The organism is Halomonas sp. DP1Y21-3 (assembly GCF_019801245.1).
GTDB lineage: Bacteria > Pseudomonadota > Gammaproteobacteria > Pseudomonadales > Halomonadaceae > Halomonas > Halomonas litopenaei.
This window is the reverse complement of record NZ_JAHVJM010000003.1, coordinates 524,269-543,288: the sequence shown is the minus strand read 5'-3', so window position 1 is coordinate 543,288 and position 19,020 is coordinate 524,269. Positions and strand designations below refer to the sequence as shown.

Genomic DNA, 19,020 nt, shown 5'->3' with positions numbered 1-19,020 from the left:
TCGCGAACGACCCCGATCAAGCCGTGACTCACCGGGCTGCAGGCAGCGGCACACCCGAGACCAGGGCGGCTAGCGCCACGCTGATACGATGGACCCCCGATCATCGGCGAGATGCAGGCACGCATGGGCGCTTCACCACACACGGACGAGCAGGACAGGCAGCCCACCGCCCTGACGGCGACCTATGCTTCGACAGACAACCATGCCCCGACAGACGACCAGGCCCCGACAGACAACCAGGCCCTGACAGCGACCGATGCCCTGGCCCGGCTACCGATACTCGCCCCCTGCCTGCCGGAATTTTCCCGCATACGGCCCTGGCGTCAGCGCCACCGTTGCCGCCCCGCCGCCGTGCTCGGCTGGGGCAACCGGGGGACCACCCGTCGCGCCAGGCGCCTGGCGACGGACAAGGGCCTGCCCTTCGTCGCCCTGGAAGACGGTTTCGTGCGCTCCTGGGGGCCCGCCGATGAAGGCTTCGCCAGCCTCTCCCTGGTGGTGGATCATAGCGGCATCCACTACGACGCCTCCCGGCCCTCCGATCTCGAGACCCTGATCAACCACGCCGACATCGACGCCACCGAAGAGGCACGGGCCAACGCCTTGATGGCGCGCCTGCGGCTCGCCCGACTGTCCAAGTACAACCACGCCCCTGACATTCGACTGGAAGATTCGTCCCGCTCCCGGGTACTGGTGGTGGACCAGACCCGGGACGACGCTTCCATTGTCGGCGGCGGGGCCTCGGAGGCCACCTTTGTTCGTATGCTTGAACAGGCCCTGGAAAGCCATCCCGAGGCCGAAATCCTGATCAAGATCCATCCGGAGGTGATCGCCGGGCGACGCCAGGGCCACCTGCTGGGGGCCGCCGGCCGTCCCCGCTGCCGCCTGATCACCGACGACATCAATCCCTGGGCCCTGTTCGACGTGGTCGATGCGGTCCATGTGGTCACCAGTCAACTCGGCTTCGAGGCGCTGCTGGCGGGCCTGCCGGTCACCTGTCACGGCCTGCCGTTCTATGCCGGCTGGGGCCTCACCCAGGACCGACAAGGCTGCGCGCGGCGCCAGCGACGAGCCTCCCTGGCCCGGGTATTCGCCGCCGCCTACCTGCGCTACACACGCTACGCCAACCCCTATACCGGCGAGCCAGCGACGTTGGACGACACCCTGGACCTGCTGGAGGATCAGCGCCGTCAGATACAGCGCGGCGCCGGGCACTGGCGATGCTACGGTCTGTCGCGATGGAAGCGCGGCTTCGTGACGGACTTCCTCGGCCCCCTGTCGCGGGTCGAACAGCTGCCACTGAGCTCGCTGAAATCGACCGATTCATCGTCTGAAACGGCATCCGACCCAGCACCCAAGCCAGTGAATCATCTGGTGTGGGGCAGCCAATATCCCCGAAGAGACGATGTCCATCGCATGGAAGACGGTTTCCTGCGCTCGGTGGGCCTCGGCATCGATCTCACTCGGCCGCTGTCGCTGGTCATCGACGGGGCCGGCATCCACTACGACCCCACCCGTCCCAGCGAGCTCGAGGAACTGATCGAGAATGGCGAGTTCAGCCCGCGGGACCACCTGCGCGCACGCAGGCTGATCTCGCGGCTGGTACAACGGGGTCTATCCAAGTACAACGACGGCCACGACGCCTCGCCCAAGCCCGGTTTGCCAGCGCTGCCCAGCGATCGTCCCCGGCTGCTGGTGATCGGCCAGGTGGAAAGTGACGCTTCGGTACGTCACGGCGCCTGCGAGATCCGCACCAATCGCGCCCTGCTTGCAGAGGTGCGCCGCCGCCACCCCAACGCCTTTCTGCTCTATCGTCCCCATCCGGACGTGGTCGCCGGCGTACGCCAGGGCGAGCAGGTTCCCGCCGAGGCCTACGATGTGCTGGCAGCAGAGGGCAACATCACGGCCCTGATCGATCAGGTCGACGAGGTTCACACCCTGACCTCCCTGGCGGGCTTCGAGGCGCTACTCCGCAATCGCCCGGTGATTACCTATGGCCTGCCTTTCTACGCCGGCTGGGGACTGACCCGGGATGAGACAGCGACACCCCCTCGGCGATGTCGGCGCGCCACCCTGGAAGAACTGGTCGCAGCGGCACTGATCCACTACCCCGGCTACGTGGACCCCGTTACCCGCCAACCGATCAACGTCGAGACCGCGATCACCCTGCTCGAACGCCAACGCCAGCAAGGGCCAAGGCTGAGGCTGTGGCAACGCCTCTACCGACACGTCCGGCGCTATCTGTACGGGCGCTATTGAGACGGCGCGCCAGTCCTTGCCCCTTGCCCCTTTGCCACCACAGGAGGACTCGACAGATGACGGCCCCCCAGCGCCTGATCCTGATTACCGGTGCCACCGGCGCCATCGGCGGCGCCCTGGCGCGCCACTACGCCAGGCCAGGGCATCATCTGGTGCTTCATGGGCGTCGCCAGGACACGCTGGCAGAGATAGGGCAGCGCTGTCGCGACCAAGGCGCCGAGGTCAGCCTGGCGAGCGGCCCCCTGGAAGACAACGACGCCCGACAGGCCTGGCTTGCGGGGCTGTCACGGACGCCGGATATCGTGATCATGTGCGCCGGCATCAACACCGGCGTGGTCGATCGCCGCGACGGCGAATCGCTTCAGGCAGGACGTCAGCTGATGGAGATCAATCTACGCGTGCCGATGGAAATGACACGCCAGCTTGCCCCTGCCATGCAGCGTCGAGGCCGTGGCCAGCTGGTCTTCATCAGCTCGCTGGCCGCCTGGCACGGGCTGCCGGTCACCCCCTGCTACAGCGCCAGCAAGGCTGGCATCAAGGCCTACGCCGAGGCTCTGCGCGGAGGGCTCGCCAGCGATGGCGTCGGCGTCACCCTGGTGATGCCCGGCTACGTGGATTCGGCCATGGCCCGGGCGATGCCCGGCCCCAAGCCATTCATGTGTTCCCCCGAAAGGGCGGCTCGGCGCATCGCCAGGGCCCTCGACGCCAATCGTCCCAGGGTCAGCTTCCCACTGCCACTGTGCCTCGCTACCCAGGGACTGACCCTGTTGCCGCCGAGGCTGGCACAGGCCTTGATACGATGGTTCGGCTACGGCGTGCCCTGATGTCGTCTGCGCTAGACACCAAGGCAGCAGTGGCCACATAGGCCCCTGCTGCTGACGCCCGAATTTCATCAATCACGTCGGCTTTGACACCAAAACTTGCCGATAAAACGCCAACTTTCCCTCGCACAGGCATTATCTGCACAGGATTTCGCACCCCACGCCCCTTGATGCTTAACAATGGCCGTCACTCATGCCAACCCCTGAAGTCGACGTCATCGCCCCCTGATCTTCACGATCGCCCCGCCAGCGTCAGACGCTACGCCAGACATCCTGGCAAGAAGCCGGCTTCGCCCATCAAGGATGATCCCATGCACGAGCCACAGTTCTCCCCGCCCCGCAGGACTCCCCGCCATGCCGCCTCGGTGCTGCGTGCCTGGCGATACCTTCCCCTCGCCCTGATCCTTGGCAGCGCCTCGTCGAGTGCCCTTGCTCTTGACGTCGACCTCGCGCCACTCGACCAGAGCCCCACCACCTTCGTCGGCACCCTGGAAGATCGCCCCCTGACCCTGGAGTTGCTCGGTCAGCAGGCGGTGACAGGAGGAAGCCGCATGTTCGTGCGCATCAATGACAGACCCGTCACCCTGAGGCTACCTGCGGGCATCACCCTGGCAGAGGTCGATGGTCAGACCCCGGTGGTGCTCACCGACGGCGAAGGCAAGGTGCTGCTCGCCGGGCGCCTCGATGCGCTCGGCCGTGATCGCACCCTCGCCCTGGCCGATGCACTGGGCCTGCTGGAACTCGACCAGACCCTGTACGGCGCACAGAAACAGGCTATGGCCCAGAACTTCCGGCCGGTCACCCAGCGCATCGACGCCACCATGGCGCCACTCGGCGACGGCCCCTATCAGCGTCCGCCGGGGATAAGTGTCTGGAGCACCGCCGAGATCGGCGATCTCGACGGCGACACCCGAAGTTCGGACTACTCAGGCGATGGCAAGGTCGCCCTGCTGGGCATCGACTACCGCTACCGCAACCTGCTGGTCGGCGTGGCCGCCGGCAAGAGCGAGATGTACCTGGATGGAAAAAGTGGTGGCCACACCGACCTGGGCGGCGAGATGATCGCGCCCTACGCCGCCATCGCCCTGCTGAACGACCGCCTGGTGCTGGACGCTACCTTGCTGTTTCAGGACCTGGACGGCAGCGCACGACGCGACTATCTGGTCGAGGGCATCGATCTCGACGGCGATCGCTGGGGCGCGCGCGGCGCCGCCACCTACCACCTGCCGAGCTATCAGCTGACGAGCCAGCACCGGATCGACTCAAGCCTGACCCTGGGTGGGACCTATCTGGATGACGATGTGGATGGCGACTACCTGCAGGCGGAAACCGACTACGGCGAAGAAACCGGCGAAGTCTTTGCCGGAGTTCGACTGGGTGCCGACGTCTTCACCGGCCGCCTGTTCGCCGGCCTGCTCTACCACTACGACGTGTCCAGCGACGTGGATGACGACGCCGACTTTCTCGAAGGGAGCGATGACGATCGTACCGTGCTGGAGCTCGGTGCCACCCAGCGACTCGGCCCCGGCGTGGGTTTTACCCTCGCAGGCCAGACGACACTGGGCAGCAGCGCTACCGAATACGACGTGATCAGCGCCTCGCTGTCCTACGACTTCTAGGCCTTCCAGGACAGCCTGAGGGAACAGGCTTGTGCTCGAGCATTAGTCCCTCAACGAAGACTAGGCGCTGTCCGAAAAGTCGACGAGCGAAGGTGAGACAAGGCAAAAATCGGTGAGACAGCGCAGTTTACGGGGTGTAAATGAGCATGTTGATCCGATTTTTAACGCCGTATTACCGAGCGCAGGCACTTTTCAGACAAGCCCTAGTCCGGTGCGGGGGCGGACTCGCGCTGGGCCAGTCTCGCCAGCAGCAGCAGCGAGGCCGAATAGTAGTCGTCGCCGGGGGCCAGGCCCGCAGGCATCGCCCGGCGGTCGCGACCGGCCAGCGCGCGAATCGCCAGCACCCCGCGGGAGGCGGCGTACTCCGCCCGGGCCTCGCTGTAGACGTCGATCCAGGCTGGCGGTGGCTGGCGAGCGGGATCGTTCCACAAGGCCAGGATCGGCGAGACACCCGGACGATCGAGCTGGTCTGCCCAGGCCAGGTAGAGCGGGATACGCACCGCATCAAAGCCGAAGCGGGGCGGCCAGCCCGGCGCCGGAGCCAGGCTGCCGTCGGCGTCAAGCCGCAGCCAGTCGGTGGGCAATCGATAGCGACCGAAGCGGCCTTGCTCGAGCAACCTCAGACCGTCTTCCACCAGCGTTTCCCAGCCGCCGTCCGGCTCCGCCTGCGCAAACTCGAGCAACGCCGGCATCACCCAGTAGGACAGGTTGAGGTCGACGTAATCCTCGCCACGAAACCCCTGCACCCCCGGCAACAGCACCCGGTAGCCGCCGCGCTGCACCACCAGATACTCGGCGATGGCCTCGCGGATCATCGCGGCCGCCTGGGCGTAGCGGGATTCCTGCCAACGGCTGGCGGCGCGCTGCAGCGCCCAGGCGATCAGGATGTCGCCATCACTGGCATTGTTGGGGTCCGCCACCGGTGGCACGTTGGTGGGGTCGTAGCGCCAGGAAAACAGCGCCACATCGGTCCGCGCCAGATGCAGTCGGGTCCACTGCCACAGCCGATCGAAGGCCTCGCGATCCCCCTGGGCCTCCGCCAGCAGCATGCCGAAGCCCTGCCCCTCCGAGTGGCTAACGTCGCCGTTGCCGCTGTCGAGAATGCGACCGTCGGCGCTCATGAAGCGGCTCTTGTAACGCTCCCAGCTCTCGTCGGCCGGCGCCGCGAGGGCAAAGGTCAAGGAGGCCACGGCGACCAGCAACATCGCCGTCATTCGGCGCCAGCACAGGCCGGCATCAGTGGCCGGCAACTTCTTCCCTTGCATAGACGAACTCCAGAGGTTTTCCCGCCTCTGCCGTCACCACCCGAAGGGGCACCGTGCTATCGCCCCCCTGGCGTTCCAGCCATACACCATAGGCCCCGGCCAGCAGCGCACTGGCGGCACGGGCGCCGCGGGCTCGCTCGGCCTCGCTGTGACCGGCAACGGGGTAGGCACCATGCTCGATGGTCAGCCGAGTTTCCCCGGCGGTCAATGACACCCAGCCCCAATCGCGCGCACGCCAAAGCTCGTTGAGGGTGCGCTCGAGCCCCTCTAGGGTCTGCTGGTCGGGCAGCGTCAGTTCACTGGCCATTCTGGCCCCGATATGGCGCAGAAAAGCGCCTGCATCCTGCTCGCCGCCGGAGACATACAGCTCTTCCAGCAGGAAGCGCAGCACATCGTTCCACTGTGACGCACAGTGGGTGCTGTCAAAGTACGCAAGCGAACGGCGCCGGGCCGCGTCAAGGTCACTCATCTGCTCCCCCAAGGGTGTAGTCCAGGTACAGCCATGCCGAGGTCTCGTCGTAGTCGCCGAAGGTGTCGTAGCCCAGGCGTCCGCCCACCTTCATGTCATTGGTCAGTTGGTAGGAGGCGTCGCCTCCCAGGGTCAGGCCAAAGCCGCTTTCGCTGGAGGCGCTGTAGCGCGACTCCACCGCCGCGTCGGCATCGGCCAGGTCATCGAGCAACGCCTGGGATTCGCCGTCGGTGGGGAAGAAGTCCTCCGCCGCCTCGGAGTAGCTCTGGAAGCCCGGCGACACCCTGGCGGAATAGGACCAACGCCCACGCTGCTCGCTGAAGCTGACCGGGAAGGCCACGCTGATATGGTCCTGCGGGCTGAAATAGCCCCCGTGCCCGAACGAGTAGCGACTCAGGTTGCGATCGAAGTCGAGGTAGTTGACGTGCACCCCGGCCTTGAGCTCGCGGTCACGCTCGTTGATCGGCCGCAGGTAAGCCCCCATGCCCGCCTCCAGCGAGTCGTTGTCGGCCACGTTGTCACCGGTGTAGCGATAGCCGCCCAGGCTGACGTAGGCACCACTGTCGCCATTGTCGAAGCTGTAACCCAGCGCCCCCCCGGTCTTGACCACGCCGCCCCAGTTCTCGCCGCTGACCGGATCACGGGTGCCGGCGTAGGACAACAGGCTATCCTTCACCGCGCGGCGTTCCGCGGTCAGGGTGAACTCCCCGGAATCGCCTACCTTCGGGTGCAGGCGCAGGCCCCCGACCAGTTGGGACTGGTCGAAGCCCAGCGGAGTGGTGCCGACGTCCACGTCCAGCAGATCGCTGCGAAAGCCCAGCGACAGCCCCACCCCGGCGTCGCTCTGGGAATCCGCCGACACGTCCAGGCCGTCGCCCCCCACCTGCCCCAGTCGGGACAGGTAGTCGCCGGTGACCGCGGCGCTGACATCGTCATCGCTTGCCAGCTCACCGATGGCCTCGACGATCGCCATGCGGCCAAAACGACGCTCGGCGTCGCCGGAGGGCGTACCGGCGGAACCGTAGGCCGGGGTCAGCGTCAGCTCGGCGCGGGAGCGACCAAAGACCGAGGAAAAATCGCCGGAGGTGAAGGTGGTGGGCGTTTCCACCCGATCGAACTGACTCAGGCCTTCCTCGCCACTGCGCACCACCAGGGCAAGCCCGCCCTGAGCCTTGGGCGACACCGCGCGGCGCACCTCGGCCATCATCCGCTCGACCTCGTCGATCAGCGGCGAGGCCTGGGGAGCTGCCTCATCGGCCGAGGCACCAGCCCCTGATCCCGTCCCTGAGCCAGCGCCCGCGGACAACGAGCCGCCAGGCAGCCAGGCGGGTCGTCCGCCACCAGCGCCACCACTGGCGTTCTCGAAGGGGTTGTCGCCGGTGGTCGAGGCCAGCGCCAGCGACTGCTGCGGATCGGCGCGCAGCTCGCTGCGCGCCTCACGCAATAGCGCCAGGGCCTGGCGGTCCTGTCCCTGGGCCCGGGCCAGCCCCGCCCGCGACAGCAGCCAGCGAGGTCGATCCTGAGCGTTGGCCGGCGGCGCCACCAAAAGCCGCGACGCTCGCATGCTATCGCCCTGGGCCAGGGCCGCATCCGCGGCCCCCAGGCGGGCGTCATCGCTCTCGGGAAAACGGCTCAGCGTGTAGTCGTAGAGCTGCCCCGCCTGACGCTGGCGCCCCCCGTCCTGATACAGCCGCGCCATCGCCAGCAGTAGCGCCTGATCCTCGGGGCGCTCGCGCAGGGCGCTGGCCAGCACATCATAGGCGCTGGCCAGCTGGCCCTGCTGGCGCAGCCGGTCCGCCTGGGCGACACGGGCGCCGATCATCGCTTCGTCCAGCGCCGCACGCGCCGCCAGGCCAAAGTCGTCGCGCGCCTCGAGTCGCTGCACCAGCGCCTTGGCCTGGCGGTCGCGGCCGGCGCTCGCCAGCACCGCCACGTAGCCGGTGAAGGCTTCCACCGGCGCGTCCAGCTCGCCGGCGGTATCGGCCTCGACCAGCTCGAGGGCCCGGCTGGTCAGGCCCATCTGCTGATAGCGCTGGGCCACCTCGGCGCGGACTCCCGGATCGCTGGTGCTGGTCAGTACCTCATCGAGACGCTCCAGCGCCGAGGCGCGATCTCCCCGGTTCCAGGCCGCTTCGGCGGCCGCCAATGCCGACTGAGCCTCGGCCTGATCGGCCAGTCGCTGGATGTCCTCGTCGCGCAGCGCCAGCGGGATCGCCGCCAGATAGCGTCGGGCCTGGTCCCAGTCGCCCTGTTCACTGGCATACAGCGCCGCGGCCTGAAGCTGGGGCGCGCTGGCCTCGCTCAGGTTGAGCGGGCGAACCAGGTGGCCAGCCTCTTCGACGCGCCCCTGGCGGTCCAGCAACCGAGCCAGATCCAGGCGCACCCAGGGGTCCGCGGGCGCCAGCGCCAACGCTTCGCGAAGGGTCGCTTCCGCCTCGCTGGCGCTCTGACCGGAGGCCTGCTGCCGCAGCGCCTGGGCCCGGGCGGCGCCCAGGTCGCCAAGCTGGGCACGAGCGCTGGCCGGCAGACTGGCGGCCAGCGCCTCGGCCTCGGACCAGCGCTGCTGGCGTCGATAGACGTCGACCAGACCGAGCCGTGCCGAGGTGTCATTGCCCAGACTTAGGTAACGTTGTTCGGCCTGATCGAGACGTCCCTGGCGCTTGAGCAGATCGGCCTGCAGCAAGATCGCCGCCCGCGCCCCGTCGCCACCACCACGGGTCAGCGGCGTCACCAGTTCGAGCGCACGATCCAGTCGCCCCGCCCTGGCCTGGGCCCGCGCCTCCCCCAGTCGAGCATAGAAGGCCGCGCTTTCGTAGGCGGCCTGCCATTGGTCGCGTCGCTCGGGTGCCAGCCGGATCGCCTGCTCCAGCGCGTCTCGCGCCTCGGCGAAACGTTGCTGGCGCAGCAGGGTCAGCCCCAGTCCGCCCTGGGCATCGGCATCGTCCGGGGTCTGCTCGAGCACCTGCTGGAACTGCGCCTCGGCCTGGTCCAGCCGCTGCTGCTCCAGGCTGTCGTACCCCTGAGCCCTGGCCTGGGCCGCCTCACGTTCCGGCGGCAGGGTCATCTTGTCGGCGAACAGCTCGGCGATCTGGCTATCCTCAGGATGCGCCTGCTGATAGGCGGCATACAGATGTTCGTCTGCGGGGGTCGCCTCGAGCCACTCCAGCGCCTGACGCCAGGCGCGATCGGCAGCCGCATCGCCGGTCGCAGCGCGCTCGGCCAGGCGCTCGATACCCTGGCGACGCGTGGCTTCACGATAGCTCAGCACCTGGCCCAGCGCGGTGGCCAGCGCCGGCTCGTCGGGATGTTCACGCGCCATCGCCGCCAGGCGGTCGCGAGCCTCGCTCCAGCCATTGTCGGTACCGGCCAGGGTCAGGTAGACCTCCGGCGCCAGCCTCGGCGGAACCGCGTCGCCCTCGAGCACCGCCCGATAACTGGCCATGGCCTCGGCGTAGTCGCCCGCCGCCGCCTGGGAGCGGGCCTCGGCCAGCCGCTGGCCGTCGGCACGCCGCAGTTTCTGTTCCTGCGCCAGCGCCTCGACCCGGTCATCCTCCGGGGCCACCTCGGCCAACCGCGCCTGCCAGCGGCTGGCCTTTTCCATATCGCCATCGGTCAGCGCATATTCCGCGAGCAGGTAGAGGGCACGCCGGTTGCCCGGGTCAGCATCGAGCACCCGCTCGAGGGACTGCTCGGCCAGATCGGCGCGCTGCCGATCCCGCCAGAAGCGAGCCTGCTCGAACAGCGGCGCCAGGGCTTGATCGGTCCCCTGGGCCTGGGCCGGACTCTGGTCCTGCGCCAGCACCGGAACAGAAGACAGCGTCAATGACAGCAGGGAGCACGACAGCAGTCCTGCCGCACCGGCGCGGCGAACCTTGAACAAACGCAAGCGTTTCATCGGCGTGGCGCTCCCCTGGTGTTGTCACTCTGTCCCTTGCCGTCGGCCACCGGGGTGTCGACGCGGCTTCCAGGAGCGTCGGCCTGGGCTTCAGGAGCGTCGGCCTGGCCGCTTGAGCCTTCGGCCTGGCCCCCCTGCAGGCGCCGTGCAGCACGGCGAGCCAGTCCTCGGTGGCAGACCAGCCCCAGCAGTGTCACCACCACCAGCAGCAGAACCGCCATGGCCACCAGGTTCTGGCCCAGCATCCAGCGCAACCTCATGTGCCAGGGCATCTCACCGACGCCCTGACGCGGCCCTGCGCGAAAGCTCTCGGCACTGCCCTCGACAGGAATCAGCGCCAGATCGCCATACACCGAGCGGCTGATCTCATCGTCGCCCAATCGCGCCACCAGCGACGGCAGCGCCTCGGCGTCGTCAGCGACCGCCGCGACCACGAAGCGCGAACGGTTCAAGGGTGACGGCAGGCTGACCAGCCCCTGGGACACCTCGCTGTCCTGCAGCGCCTGGGCGACCTCTCGCCACAGCGGCCGCCAGTCACCCAACAGCCAGTAGCGCCAGCGCTTCATCCAGGGCACCTCGGCCACCGCCAGACGCCCTTCGTCGGCCCGGTAAACGCCGGCGTCGAACAGCGACGTCTGCGCCAGACTGTCGAGGTCGGCGACCACCAGCAGATCCTTGTCGACCAGATCGCCGGTGAGGGAAAGCCCTCGACGCACCTCGATGCCAAGGGCGGGATAGCCAGTAGCGCCGGCGATACGGCCCACGCTGGTCAACAGCGCCGACAGCTCGCTCTCGTCGGGGGCCTCGGGCACCAGCGCCACGCTGGCGCCAAGATCCGCCTGACGCGAGAACGGAAACCCCGCGCTGACGAAGGACGACAGCGACGGCATGACGCTGAAGTGCTCTGCCCGCCGCAGGTCCAGCGTGGTGGTGGGCAGGATTCGGCTGATGGCGTCCTCACCCAGCCCGGGCGCGCAGTCGACCCCGTCTGCCACCGCCAGGTGGAAGTAGAACTGCAGGCGATTGTTGCCGTAGAGCAGGTCCCTGGGCAGCAGGACCTCGGCGCTCTGCTCCCGGCCGGCGCCTACCAGGCGTTGCCACAGCCGCTCCAGCGCCTTGCCCGACTCCACCGGCAAGGCCGCGAGATATTCGCCGTTGAGGCTGACATCGAGGCTCGAGGCGATGGGATCGAGCCAGGGCTCGTCGGGAAAACGATAGTCGACTCTCAGCCGATAGTTCTGACCGGGCCACAGAAACAGATCCGGCGGCACCCTCAGGCTCAGGGCGTGCTCCCGGGCGGACAGCCCGCGTGCCACGAAGCCCTCGGGTTCGCCCAATGAGGCCAGGCGGGCCGGGGTTTCGACATCGACCCAGCGCGGCGCGTCATAGGGCTCGCGAGGGGCTGGCGGGCTCAGTCGTTCGTCATCCAGGCGCAGCCGTTCGCCGCTCAGCGTCACCGGCGCTGCGCTATCGAGACTCTCCCCGAGTCCCGACAGCGCCAGGCCGCGGGCGGCCCGGGCCACCTCGACGTCACTGTTGCCCACCACCAGCAGCAGCTTGAACAGCGGGTTGCGCGGATTGGGGCGCATCAACAGGGTCGGCCCCTCGACCTGCGGCAGGGTCAATCCCGCCAGGCGCTGTCCCGAGCGACCGATCACCACCGCGTTGTCCAGCGGCAGGCGATCGTAAAGCGCCTCGACCTGTAGCTGCCCGGCCTCGGCGTAGCGTCCGAAGTGCGAGGCAATGATGGCCGCCCCGCGCAACTGGGCCTCAGACGCATCGCGGGCCATCACCATCGCCACCCGACTGACATCCGCCGTCGCGACATCGATGAAGGGCCTCGGCAGGCGGGCCAGCTCGTCGGGGGTCGGCAGCCGCTGCAGGGTCAAGGCCAGCCTGGATTCGGGGGCGATCTCCACCCTGCCGACGGCCTGGTCATCACCGTGGCACTGCTGGGTCGCCTGCCCCAGCAGGCGAAACTCCAGGCGATTGAAGGGCAGGATCAGGGCCGAAGGGATATCCAGGCGCTGGGTCATGCCGCCGGCGTTGAACTGGTCAAGGTCGATGGTCTGAAGCGTCTCGCCGTTGAGCAGCACCCCGAGTTGGCTGTCGGCCGGCAGGTCACTGTGTGACAACGACAGCGACAGCGACGCAGCCACCGCCACCTCATCATCGCGCAGCGAGAATGCAGTGCCCGAAAGCCGGGTGTTCGGGGTCAGTCGCAAGGTCTCGTCAGCGGCCAGCAGCGGGATCGACAACTCGCGCCGGGTCGGTTGCAACGGCTGGCTGACACTGTCCAGATCCAGCCGGCCGTCCTCGCCGAAACGCAGCGGAGGCAACGTCTCGCCCGGTACCGAGGTGTCACCCGGAACGTCACCAAAACCGCCGGCCTCGTGCGTCACGCCGATCGTCGGCGCCGGGACCTGGGCCCAGACCCGGTGCGAGACCATCAATACCCCGAGCACGATGGTGGCCACCAGCATCACCGGCGCCAGCCAACCTCGGCTAAAGCGCCCCTGGGTCAGCCCCCGCACCGGGCTACGGAAGTGCAGCCCCTTCTGCTGCCACTGGTGGAAGAACAGTCCCACCACCGAGCGCACCACATGCCACAGTGACGCCAATGGCCGGTCCTGGGGATGCGGTGCCTCGGGAATCCAGGCATCGGCACGCCCCATGACCACCCGCACCAGTTCTCTGCGCTGGCGCAGCGGCAACTCATCAAAACGAAAGCGCAGTGAGTCATCGGTACCGGAAGCATTGACCGAACACACGGGGAACATCAGCCCCCGTCGATTGAAGGTGATCTCCAGGCACTCCACCTCGCTGCCCAGGGCCGAGCGCTTGCCCTCCACCAGGGCGCCCCCCATGGACAGGTTGGCGGTCCAGCTCTGCACCGCATGGCCACTGGCCAGATGCAACACCACCGGAAGACGCGCCTCGACCCGCACTGAGCGCCGCAGCTGGCGCGTTTCCCGTGCCACCGCAATGGCCGCCAGCAGCACCAGAATGCTGACGGAGGCCCACATCACGTTGAACAGCATGACGCTGGTCTGGACATCGAACAGATCATTCCAGAAGACCCGCACCAGCCCCCACACCACCGCCGCCACCAACAGGCCAAGCACGAACAGATGGGGACGCACCGCCTCACCGTCGAAGTAGCCCTCCTCCAGCAGTCCACCCTTCTCGGTGACATTGAACTTGCCCCGACGCGGGCTGAGCAGAGTCACCAGGGTCGGCTTGAGCAAGTGAAAGGCCAGCACGCTTTCGTAGATCTCGCCCCAGAAGGAGTAGCGGAAGCGCCCCACCAGCCGCGAGTTGGTGTAGATCGCGTGAAACAGATGCGGCAAAGCGTAGACGGCGATCATCTGCGGCGACGAGGCAATGACGTGCAGATCAAACAACAGGTAGGCCAGGGGTGCGGTCAGGAACACCAGGCGAGGCATGGCGAACTGGAAATGCAGCATGGCGTTGAGGTAGCAAAGCCGCTGCGGCAGGCGCAGACCACGCCCCCACAGCGGATTGTCCAGCCGGAAGATCTGGGTCATGCCCCTGGCCCAGCGGGCCCGCTGGCCGATGTGCAGAGACAGCCGCTCGGTGGCCAGGCCAGCGGCCAGGCGCACCCCCAGGAAGGCCGTGTTCCAGCCACGCCGCTGCAGCTTGAGGGCGGTATGGGCATCCTCGGTCACGGTTTCCACCGCGAAGCCGCCGATCTCTTCCAGCGCGCTACGCCGCATCAGTGCACAGGAACCGCAGAAGAAGGCCGCATTCCAGTAGTCATTGCCCTTCTGCACCGGCCCATAGAACAGCTCCCCTTCGTTGGGGATGTCCGCCCCGGCGACGAGATTGCGCTCGAACGGATCCGGGGAATAGAAGTGGTGAGGCGTCTGCAGCAGTGCCAACCGCTCGTCGGCGACAAACTCCCCCACCGTGGCCTGCAGAAAGGCCCGGGTCGCCACATGGTCGCAGTCGAATACGCAGATCAGCTCGCCGTCAGTCAGCCCCATGGCGTGATTGAGGTTACCCGCCTTGGCGTGACTGTTGTCTTCCCGGGTGATGTAGCCAACGCCCACCGCCGCGGCGAAGGCGCCGAACTCGGGTCGCTTGCCATCGTCCAGCACATAGATACGCATGCGATCCGCCGGGTAATCGATGTTCTGGGCGGCCAGCACCGTGTCCCGCACCACCTCGAGACTCTCGTTATAGGTGGGGATATAGATGTCCACCGTCGGCCAGCGCGTCGCATCCGGCGGCATCGGCCGGATCGCCCGCTCCAGCGGCCAGGCGATCTGGAAGTACCCCAGCACCAGGATCACCCAGGCGTAGCACTCGGCGGCCAGCAGACCGTAGCCGAACACCGCCTCGACCTGGGTATCGAACACCAGCGTCTCGCTCAGACGCCAATACAGGTAGCGGGTAGAGACCAGCACCGACAGCAGCATCATCGCCTGGCGTACCCAGCCACCACGAAGGCGAGCCAGCACCAGCAACGCCAGCATGCCGACACCGGCGAACACCAGCTGGCGCTCCAGGGTCAACGGCGTGGTGACAAGCAGAGCAGCCAGGGGCGCCCCCAGGATCAGCGCCAGCAGACGCGCGCCCAGTGACGCAGAGGAAGAGACGTTCATGGGCATCCTATAGCGCCGGGGCGACCACCCCATGGGACTGGAGTGAGGGGAGCAGACGACTGACGCTGCGGGCCAGGGTGTCGATATCGTGGGCCGCCGCCGAGGCTGGCGCGTAGTCGAAGATCGACTGCTCACAGGCCAGCGCCTCGGGAATCGCCTCGTCACGATGCACGTTGCCGAGCAACGGACTGCCCAGACGATCCTGCAGGAAGTCGGCCACGTCGCTGGAAAGCCTGCGGCGTCGATCCACCTGATTGATGATGTAGTAGGGCCTGACACCAGGCCCCATGAAGTCGCCGCCTTCGATACGCGGCAACACCGACAGCGAGGCACTGTCGGCCAGCAGCACCGCCACCTGGATGGCATCGGCAGCACCCATGGCGGTTAGGCTCGGCGACGGCCCAGGCGGTAGATCCGCCAGCACCACACAGCGTGGCTCGTTCAGCAGAGGCCCCAGACGCTGGGCCACCGCTTCGGGGTGCGCGCTGAGCCAGGACTCGAACGCCAGGCGCTGGGCGTCGCTGACCTCGCCATAGGGCAACAGCTCGATACCGCTGGCACTGGGCACCAGCAGGCGTCGCCAGTCATCGATCTCCACGGCCTGGGCGACAAAACCTCGCCCCTCGCCGAATCCCAGCCCGAAGTGCAATCGCAGAGCGTTCTGCACGTCGAAGTCGATGACCACCACCCGGTGCCCGAGGCGCTTGAGGGCGTGAGCCAGATTGGCGGTCAGCGTTGTCTTGCCGACGCCGCCCTTGGGCGACGACAGGGAAACCAGATTCATTGAGAGATTCGTTTGAGCAGAGGTTTCAGCGGCGTTTCCTTGCCGGTAGCGGCCTCGGACGACGCCTTGTCCGAGGCACTGCGAAACAGATGGCCAAAGCGCCCGGCAGGCGGCACACGTGCCTCCCCCGGAGGCGAGGCCTCGCCCACGCTCAAGGCGTTGGTGGCAGGCGCCTGGTGCTCGACCCGCCGCCCAGCGGGTGGTTCGCTACGCTCAGCGACGGCCGAGGGGGCGGGCCGGGCGGCAGGACCACAGGCAGGCTCAGGTGCCGGGGCTGCGGGAAGCTTTTCCAGCGTCGCCCAGGCCTTCCCCTTGCGCGCAGGGGCCACCTCGGCTGCCGTTTGCAAGGGCTCTAGGCGAGCACCTGGCTCGGCGCGTGACGGCCTGTCACCAGGATCGACGTCGTGGCCCGAGAGCTGGCCAAGCAGCCCCCAGCGTGGCTGCCCCGCCTCCTCATTGGTGCGACCAAACGCCTGGTAGCCTGCGGTATCGGAACCGGTCTTGCGCAGGAAATCCTGGATATCGTCCGAGGCACTCATCTTCCGTCTCCAACGAGCCAAGGCACGCATCTCCCATGCCTGGTCCGTCACGGCACCGGCAAGAGAGAATGCGGGAAAGACGCTTCAACCAAAGAAGCACATGTCGACCAAAGAGGCATATTACTACCACTTTTGTGCCGCTACCGCAGCAAGCGATCTCTCAACGCGCCTTGCGACAATTGCCTGATTCCTCGTCACTTCTCAAGCATAGCCACGCCAGAGCCTACCTTCAGGCGGGCCAACGGCCGCGCCTCCAGCAAGCAAAAACTCAGAAAAATGAGTGAGAAACCTATGGGGCCAGGACAGCCAGGGATAGCGTACCGCCAAGGGCCACAGCCCTCGGGACACCTGAAGCCACAGAAAGAAAACGCCCTATGTGGCAAAAAAGGCCGATCCGAGCCACGGCCCGGATCGGCATAAAATTCTAGATCACAAACACTACTGTGCCAGGGCAGCAACCAATGCCTGCTCCCAGCGCGCGTCGCGCTGGCCACACACGACAAAGAACGGATTGAGCAACGACTCACCACGATTGCAGCGCAGCGGCTCAAGGGTCTCTGCGTCCAGCACCTGTCCACCGGCGGCGGTGACCACCGCCTGGGCAGCGGCGGTGTCCCATTCACAGGTCGGCGCCAGGCGCGGGTAGAGATCGGCCTTTCCCTCCGCCACCAGGCACAGCTTCAGCGAGCTACCCATCGAAGTGCACTCGGTGGCCGGCAAGCGTGCACAGAAAGCCTCGAAGGCCTCGGCACCGTGGCGGCGGCTACCCACCACCACCCAGGGGGCCTCTGCGGGGTCCGGCAGTTCACGCGCATGGATCGGCTGGCGCGACTCGCCCTCGGATCGCCAGGCGCCATTGTCCTGATCACCGAACCAGGTCACCCCCAGCACCGGCGCGTGGACCACCCCCAGCACCGGGACGCCATGCTCGATCAGCGCCACATTGAGGGTGAATTCACCGTTGCGATTGACGAACTCCTTGGTGCCATCCAGCGGGTCCACCAGCCAATAGCACGACCAGCCGAGACGTGTCTCGGTGGCAATCTCCCCGGATTCCTCGGACAGCACCGGCACCTCCGGCGTCAGTCGTCCCAGCAGCGCCACCAGGGCGTGGTGGGCGGCCAGATCGGCCTCGGTCAATGGGCTATTGTCGTCCTTGTGCTCGACCTCGAAGTCGCGCTGATAGATCTCGAGCACCAGTCGACCGGCCTCTTCCACGCCGGCGACCAGGGCATCCTTGTGTTCACTGCTCAGAGAAACGGGCACGCAAGACTCCTTGATATAAGGCCCGGTCGGGGTCGACACGACGGGCCGATACAAAGTACCGGGAAGGCCAGGCCTCCCCGGGAATCGATGGTGCAAAGCTTACCGTGAGTGGCGTATTGAGCGCAGGGCTGCAAGCGGATCGGCACGGGTCCGACGCCGCACCCTCAGGACGATACCAGCGGTAGCCACAGCCATAGCGCCAGCAGCGCGGCCAGCAGCACCGGCGGGGTCAGCTTGAGCCCGACCTTCATGTACTGGCCCCAGCTGATGTGGGTGCCCTTTTCCGCCAGCACGTGCAACCACAGCAGGGTGGCCAGGCTACCGATGGGGGTGAACTTGGGCCCCAGGTCGTTGCCGATGACGTTGGCGTAGATCATCAGCTCCCGGGTCAGGTCGCCGACCTGGGCCTGGTCGATGGCGAGTGCCCCCACCAGGGTGGAAGGCATATTGTTCATGATCGAGGCCAGCAGCGCCGAGGCCACACCGGTACCCAGCGTCGCCACCAGGGTGCCCTGCTGGCCCAGCCAGGTCAGCAGGGCACTGGCGTCTTCGGTCAGCCAGGCGTTGCCGAGCCCGTAGACCACCAGATACATGCCTACCGAGAACAGCACGATCTGCCAGGGCGCGCCCTTGAACACCCGCGACAGCGAGATCACCGTGCTGCCCCCGGCCTGGTGCCAGCGACCGGCCAGAGCGACCAGCACCAGCGCCGCGCTGCCGGTCACCAGCGCCACCGGCACGCCCAGCGGCGCGGTGACGAAGAACGCCACCAGCAACGTCGCCAGCACCGGGAAGGCGGCGCGGAACACCAGCGGGTCGCGGATGGCGTGGCTCGGCGCCTCGAGGCGTTCGACGTCGTACTGCTCCGGTATATCGCTGCGAAACATCCAGGTCAGCACCAAGAGGGTCGCCGCCAGCGAGACCAGGTCCACCGGCACCATCACCATGGCGTAGTGGTTGAACGAGATATCGAAGAAGTTCGCGCTGACGATATTGACCAGGTTGGAGATGATCAGCGGCAGACTGGTGGAGTCGGCGACGAAGCCGGTGGCGATGATGAAGGCCAGCGACGACTGAGGCGAGAACTTCAGGCGCAGCAGAATCGCCATGACGATGGGGGTCAGCAGCAGCGCGGCCCCGTCATTGGCGAAGAAGGCCGCGATCACCGCCCCCAGCAGCACGATCAGCGGAAACAGGCGGCGTCCGTTGCCACCGCCCCAGCGCGCCACGTGCAGCGCCGCCCAGGAGAAGAACCCGGCCTCGTCGAGGATCAAGGAGATCAGGATCAGGGCGACGAAGGTGAAGGTCGCGTCCCACACGATGTCCCACACCACCAGCACATCGGGCAATTGCACCACCCCGACGGCCAGGGCCACCGCGGCGCCCCCGAGGGCGCTGGTACCGATACCGAGGCCCTTTGGCTGCCAGATCACCAGCACCAGGGTCACGACGAAGATGGCGAATGCCAGCATGGAAAA

General features: G+C 67.1%; 11 protein-coding genes. 3 read left to right on the top strand and 8 right to left on the bottom strand.

Annotated features, from left to right (window positions below; genetic code table 11):
- The first annotated feature begins 123 nt into the window (after positions 1 to 123).
- From KUV74_RS11115 to KUV74_RS11105, 3 genes are all read left to right on the top strand, one after another.
- Complete coding sequence (locus tag KUV74_RS11115) at positions 124 to 2,256, top strand: capsular polysaccharide biosynthesis protein (RefSeq protein WP_222516323.1); 2,133 nt, start codon at positions 124 to 126, stop codon at positions 2,254 to 2,256.
- A 56-nt stretch (positions 2,257 to 2,312) separates the two neighbouring features.
- Positions 2,313 to 3,080, top strand: a complete 768-nt coding sequence (locus KUV74_RS11110; RefSeq protein WP_222516322.1) for an SDR family NAD(P)-dependent oxidoreductase — start codon at positions 2,313 to 2,315, stop codon at positions 3,078 to 3,080.
- A 308-nt stretch (positions 3,081 to 3,388) separates the two neighbouring features.
- Positions 3,389 to 4,696, top strand: a complete 1,308-nt coding sequence (locus KUV74_RS11105; RefSeq protein WP_222516321.1) for an autotransporter outer membrane beta-barrel domain-containing protein — start codon at positions 3,389 to 3,391, stop codon at positions 4,694 to 4,696.
- A gap of 203 nt (positions 4,697 to 4,899) precedes the next feature.
- On the opposite strand, the gene KUV74_RS11100 is transcribed toward KUV74_RS11105, so the two are convergent.
- The 8 genes from KUV74_RS11100 to KUV74_RS11065 all read right to left on the bottom strand — a co-directional run bounded on the left by KUV74_RS11100 (position 4,900) and on the right by KUV74_RS11065 (position 19,014).
- Positions 4,900 to 5,961: a glycosyl hydrolase family 8 gene (locus KUV74_RS11100; protein WP_222516320.1), complete on the bottom strand. Its 1,062-nt coding sequence runs from the start codon at positions 5,959 to 5,961 to the stop codon at positions 4,900 to 4,902.
- Complete coding sequence (bcsD, locus tag KUV74_RS11095) at positions 5,933 to 6,430, bottom strand: cellulose biosynthesis protein BcsD (RefSeq protein ID WP_045994300.1); 498 nt, start codon at positions 6,428 to 6,430, stop codon at positions 5,933 to 5,935. The genes KUV74_RS11100 and bcsD overlap by 29 nt, the downstream gene beginning before the upstream one ends.
- Positions 6,423 to 10,325 (bottom strand): cellulose biosynthesis protein BcsC, encoded by a 3,903-nt coding sequence (locus KUV74_RS11090; protein WP_222516319.1) that lies wholly within the window; start codon positions 10,323 to 10,325, stop codon positions 6,423 to 6,425. The genes bcsD and KUV74_RS11090 overlap by 8 nt, the downstream gene beginning before the upstream one ends.
- Complete coding sequence (bcsA, locus tag KUV74_RS11085; RefSeq protein WP_222516318.1) at positions 10,322 to 14,953, bottom strand: UDP-forming cellulose synthase catalytic subunit; 4,632 nt, start codon at positions 14,951 to 14,953, stop codon at positions 10,322 to 10,324. Before bcsA ends, KUV74_RS11090 begins: the two co-directional genes overlap by 4 nt.
- Before the next feature lie 7 nt (positions 14,954 to 14,960).
- Complete coding sequence (gene bcsQ / locus KUV74_RS11080) at positions 14,961 to 15,737, bottom strand: cellulose biosynthesis protein BcsQ (RefSeq protein WP_045994298.1); 777 nt, start codon at positions 15,735 to 15,737, stop codon at positions 14,961 to 14,963.
- On the bottom strand, positions 15,734 to 16,276 hold the full coding sequence (locus KUV74_RS11075; RefSeq protein WP_222516317.1) for a hypothetical protein: 543 nt from the start codon (positions 16,274 to 16,276) through the stop codon (positions 15,734 to 15,736). Before KUV74_RS11075 ends, bcsQ begins: the two co-directional genes overlap by 4 nt.
- Positions 16,277 to 16,714: 438 nt before the next feature.
- On the bottom strand, positions 16,715 to 17,542 hold the full coding sequence (gene cysQ, locus KUV74_RS11070; protein WP_287163878.1) for a 3'(2'),5'-bisphosphate nucleotidase CysQ: 828 nt from the start codon (positions 17,540 to 17,542) through the stop codon (positions 16,715 to 16,717).
- A gap of 164 nt (positions 17,543 to 17,706) precedes the next feature.
- Positions 17,707 to 19,014, bottom strand: a complete 1,308-nt coding sequence (locus KUV74_RS11065; protein ID WP_108132060.1) for an arsenic transporter — start codon at positions 19,012 to 19,014, stop codon at positions 17,707 to 17,709.
- Between the last annotated feature and the right edge of the window lie 6 nt (positions 19,015 to 19,020).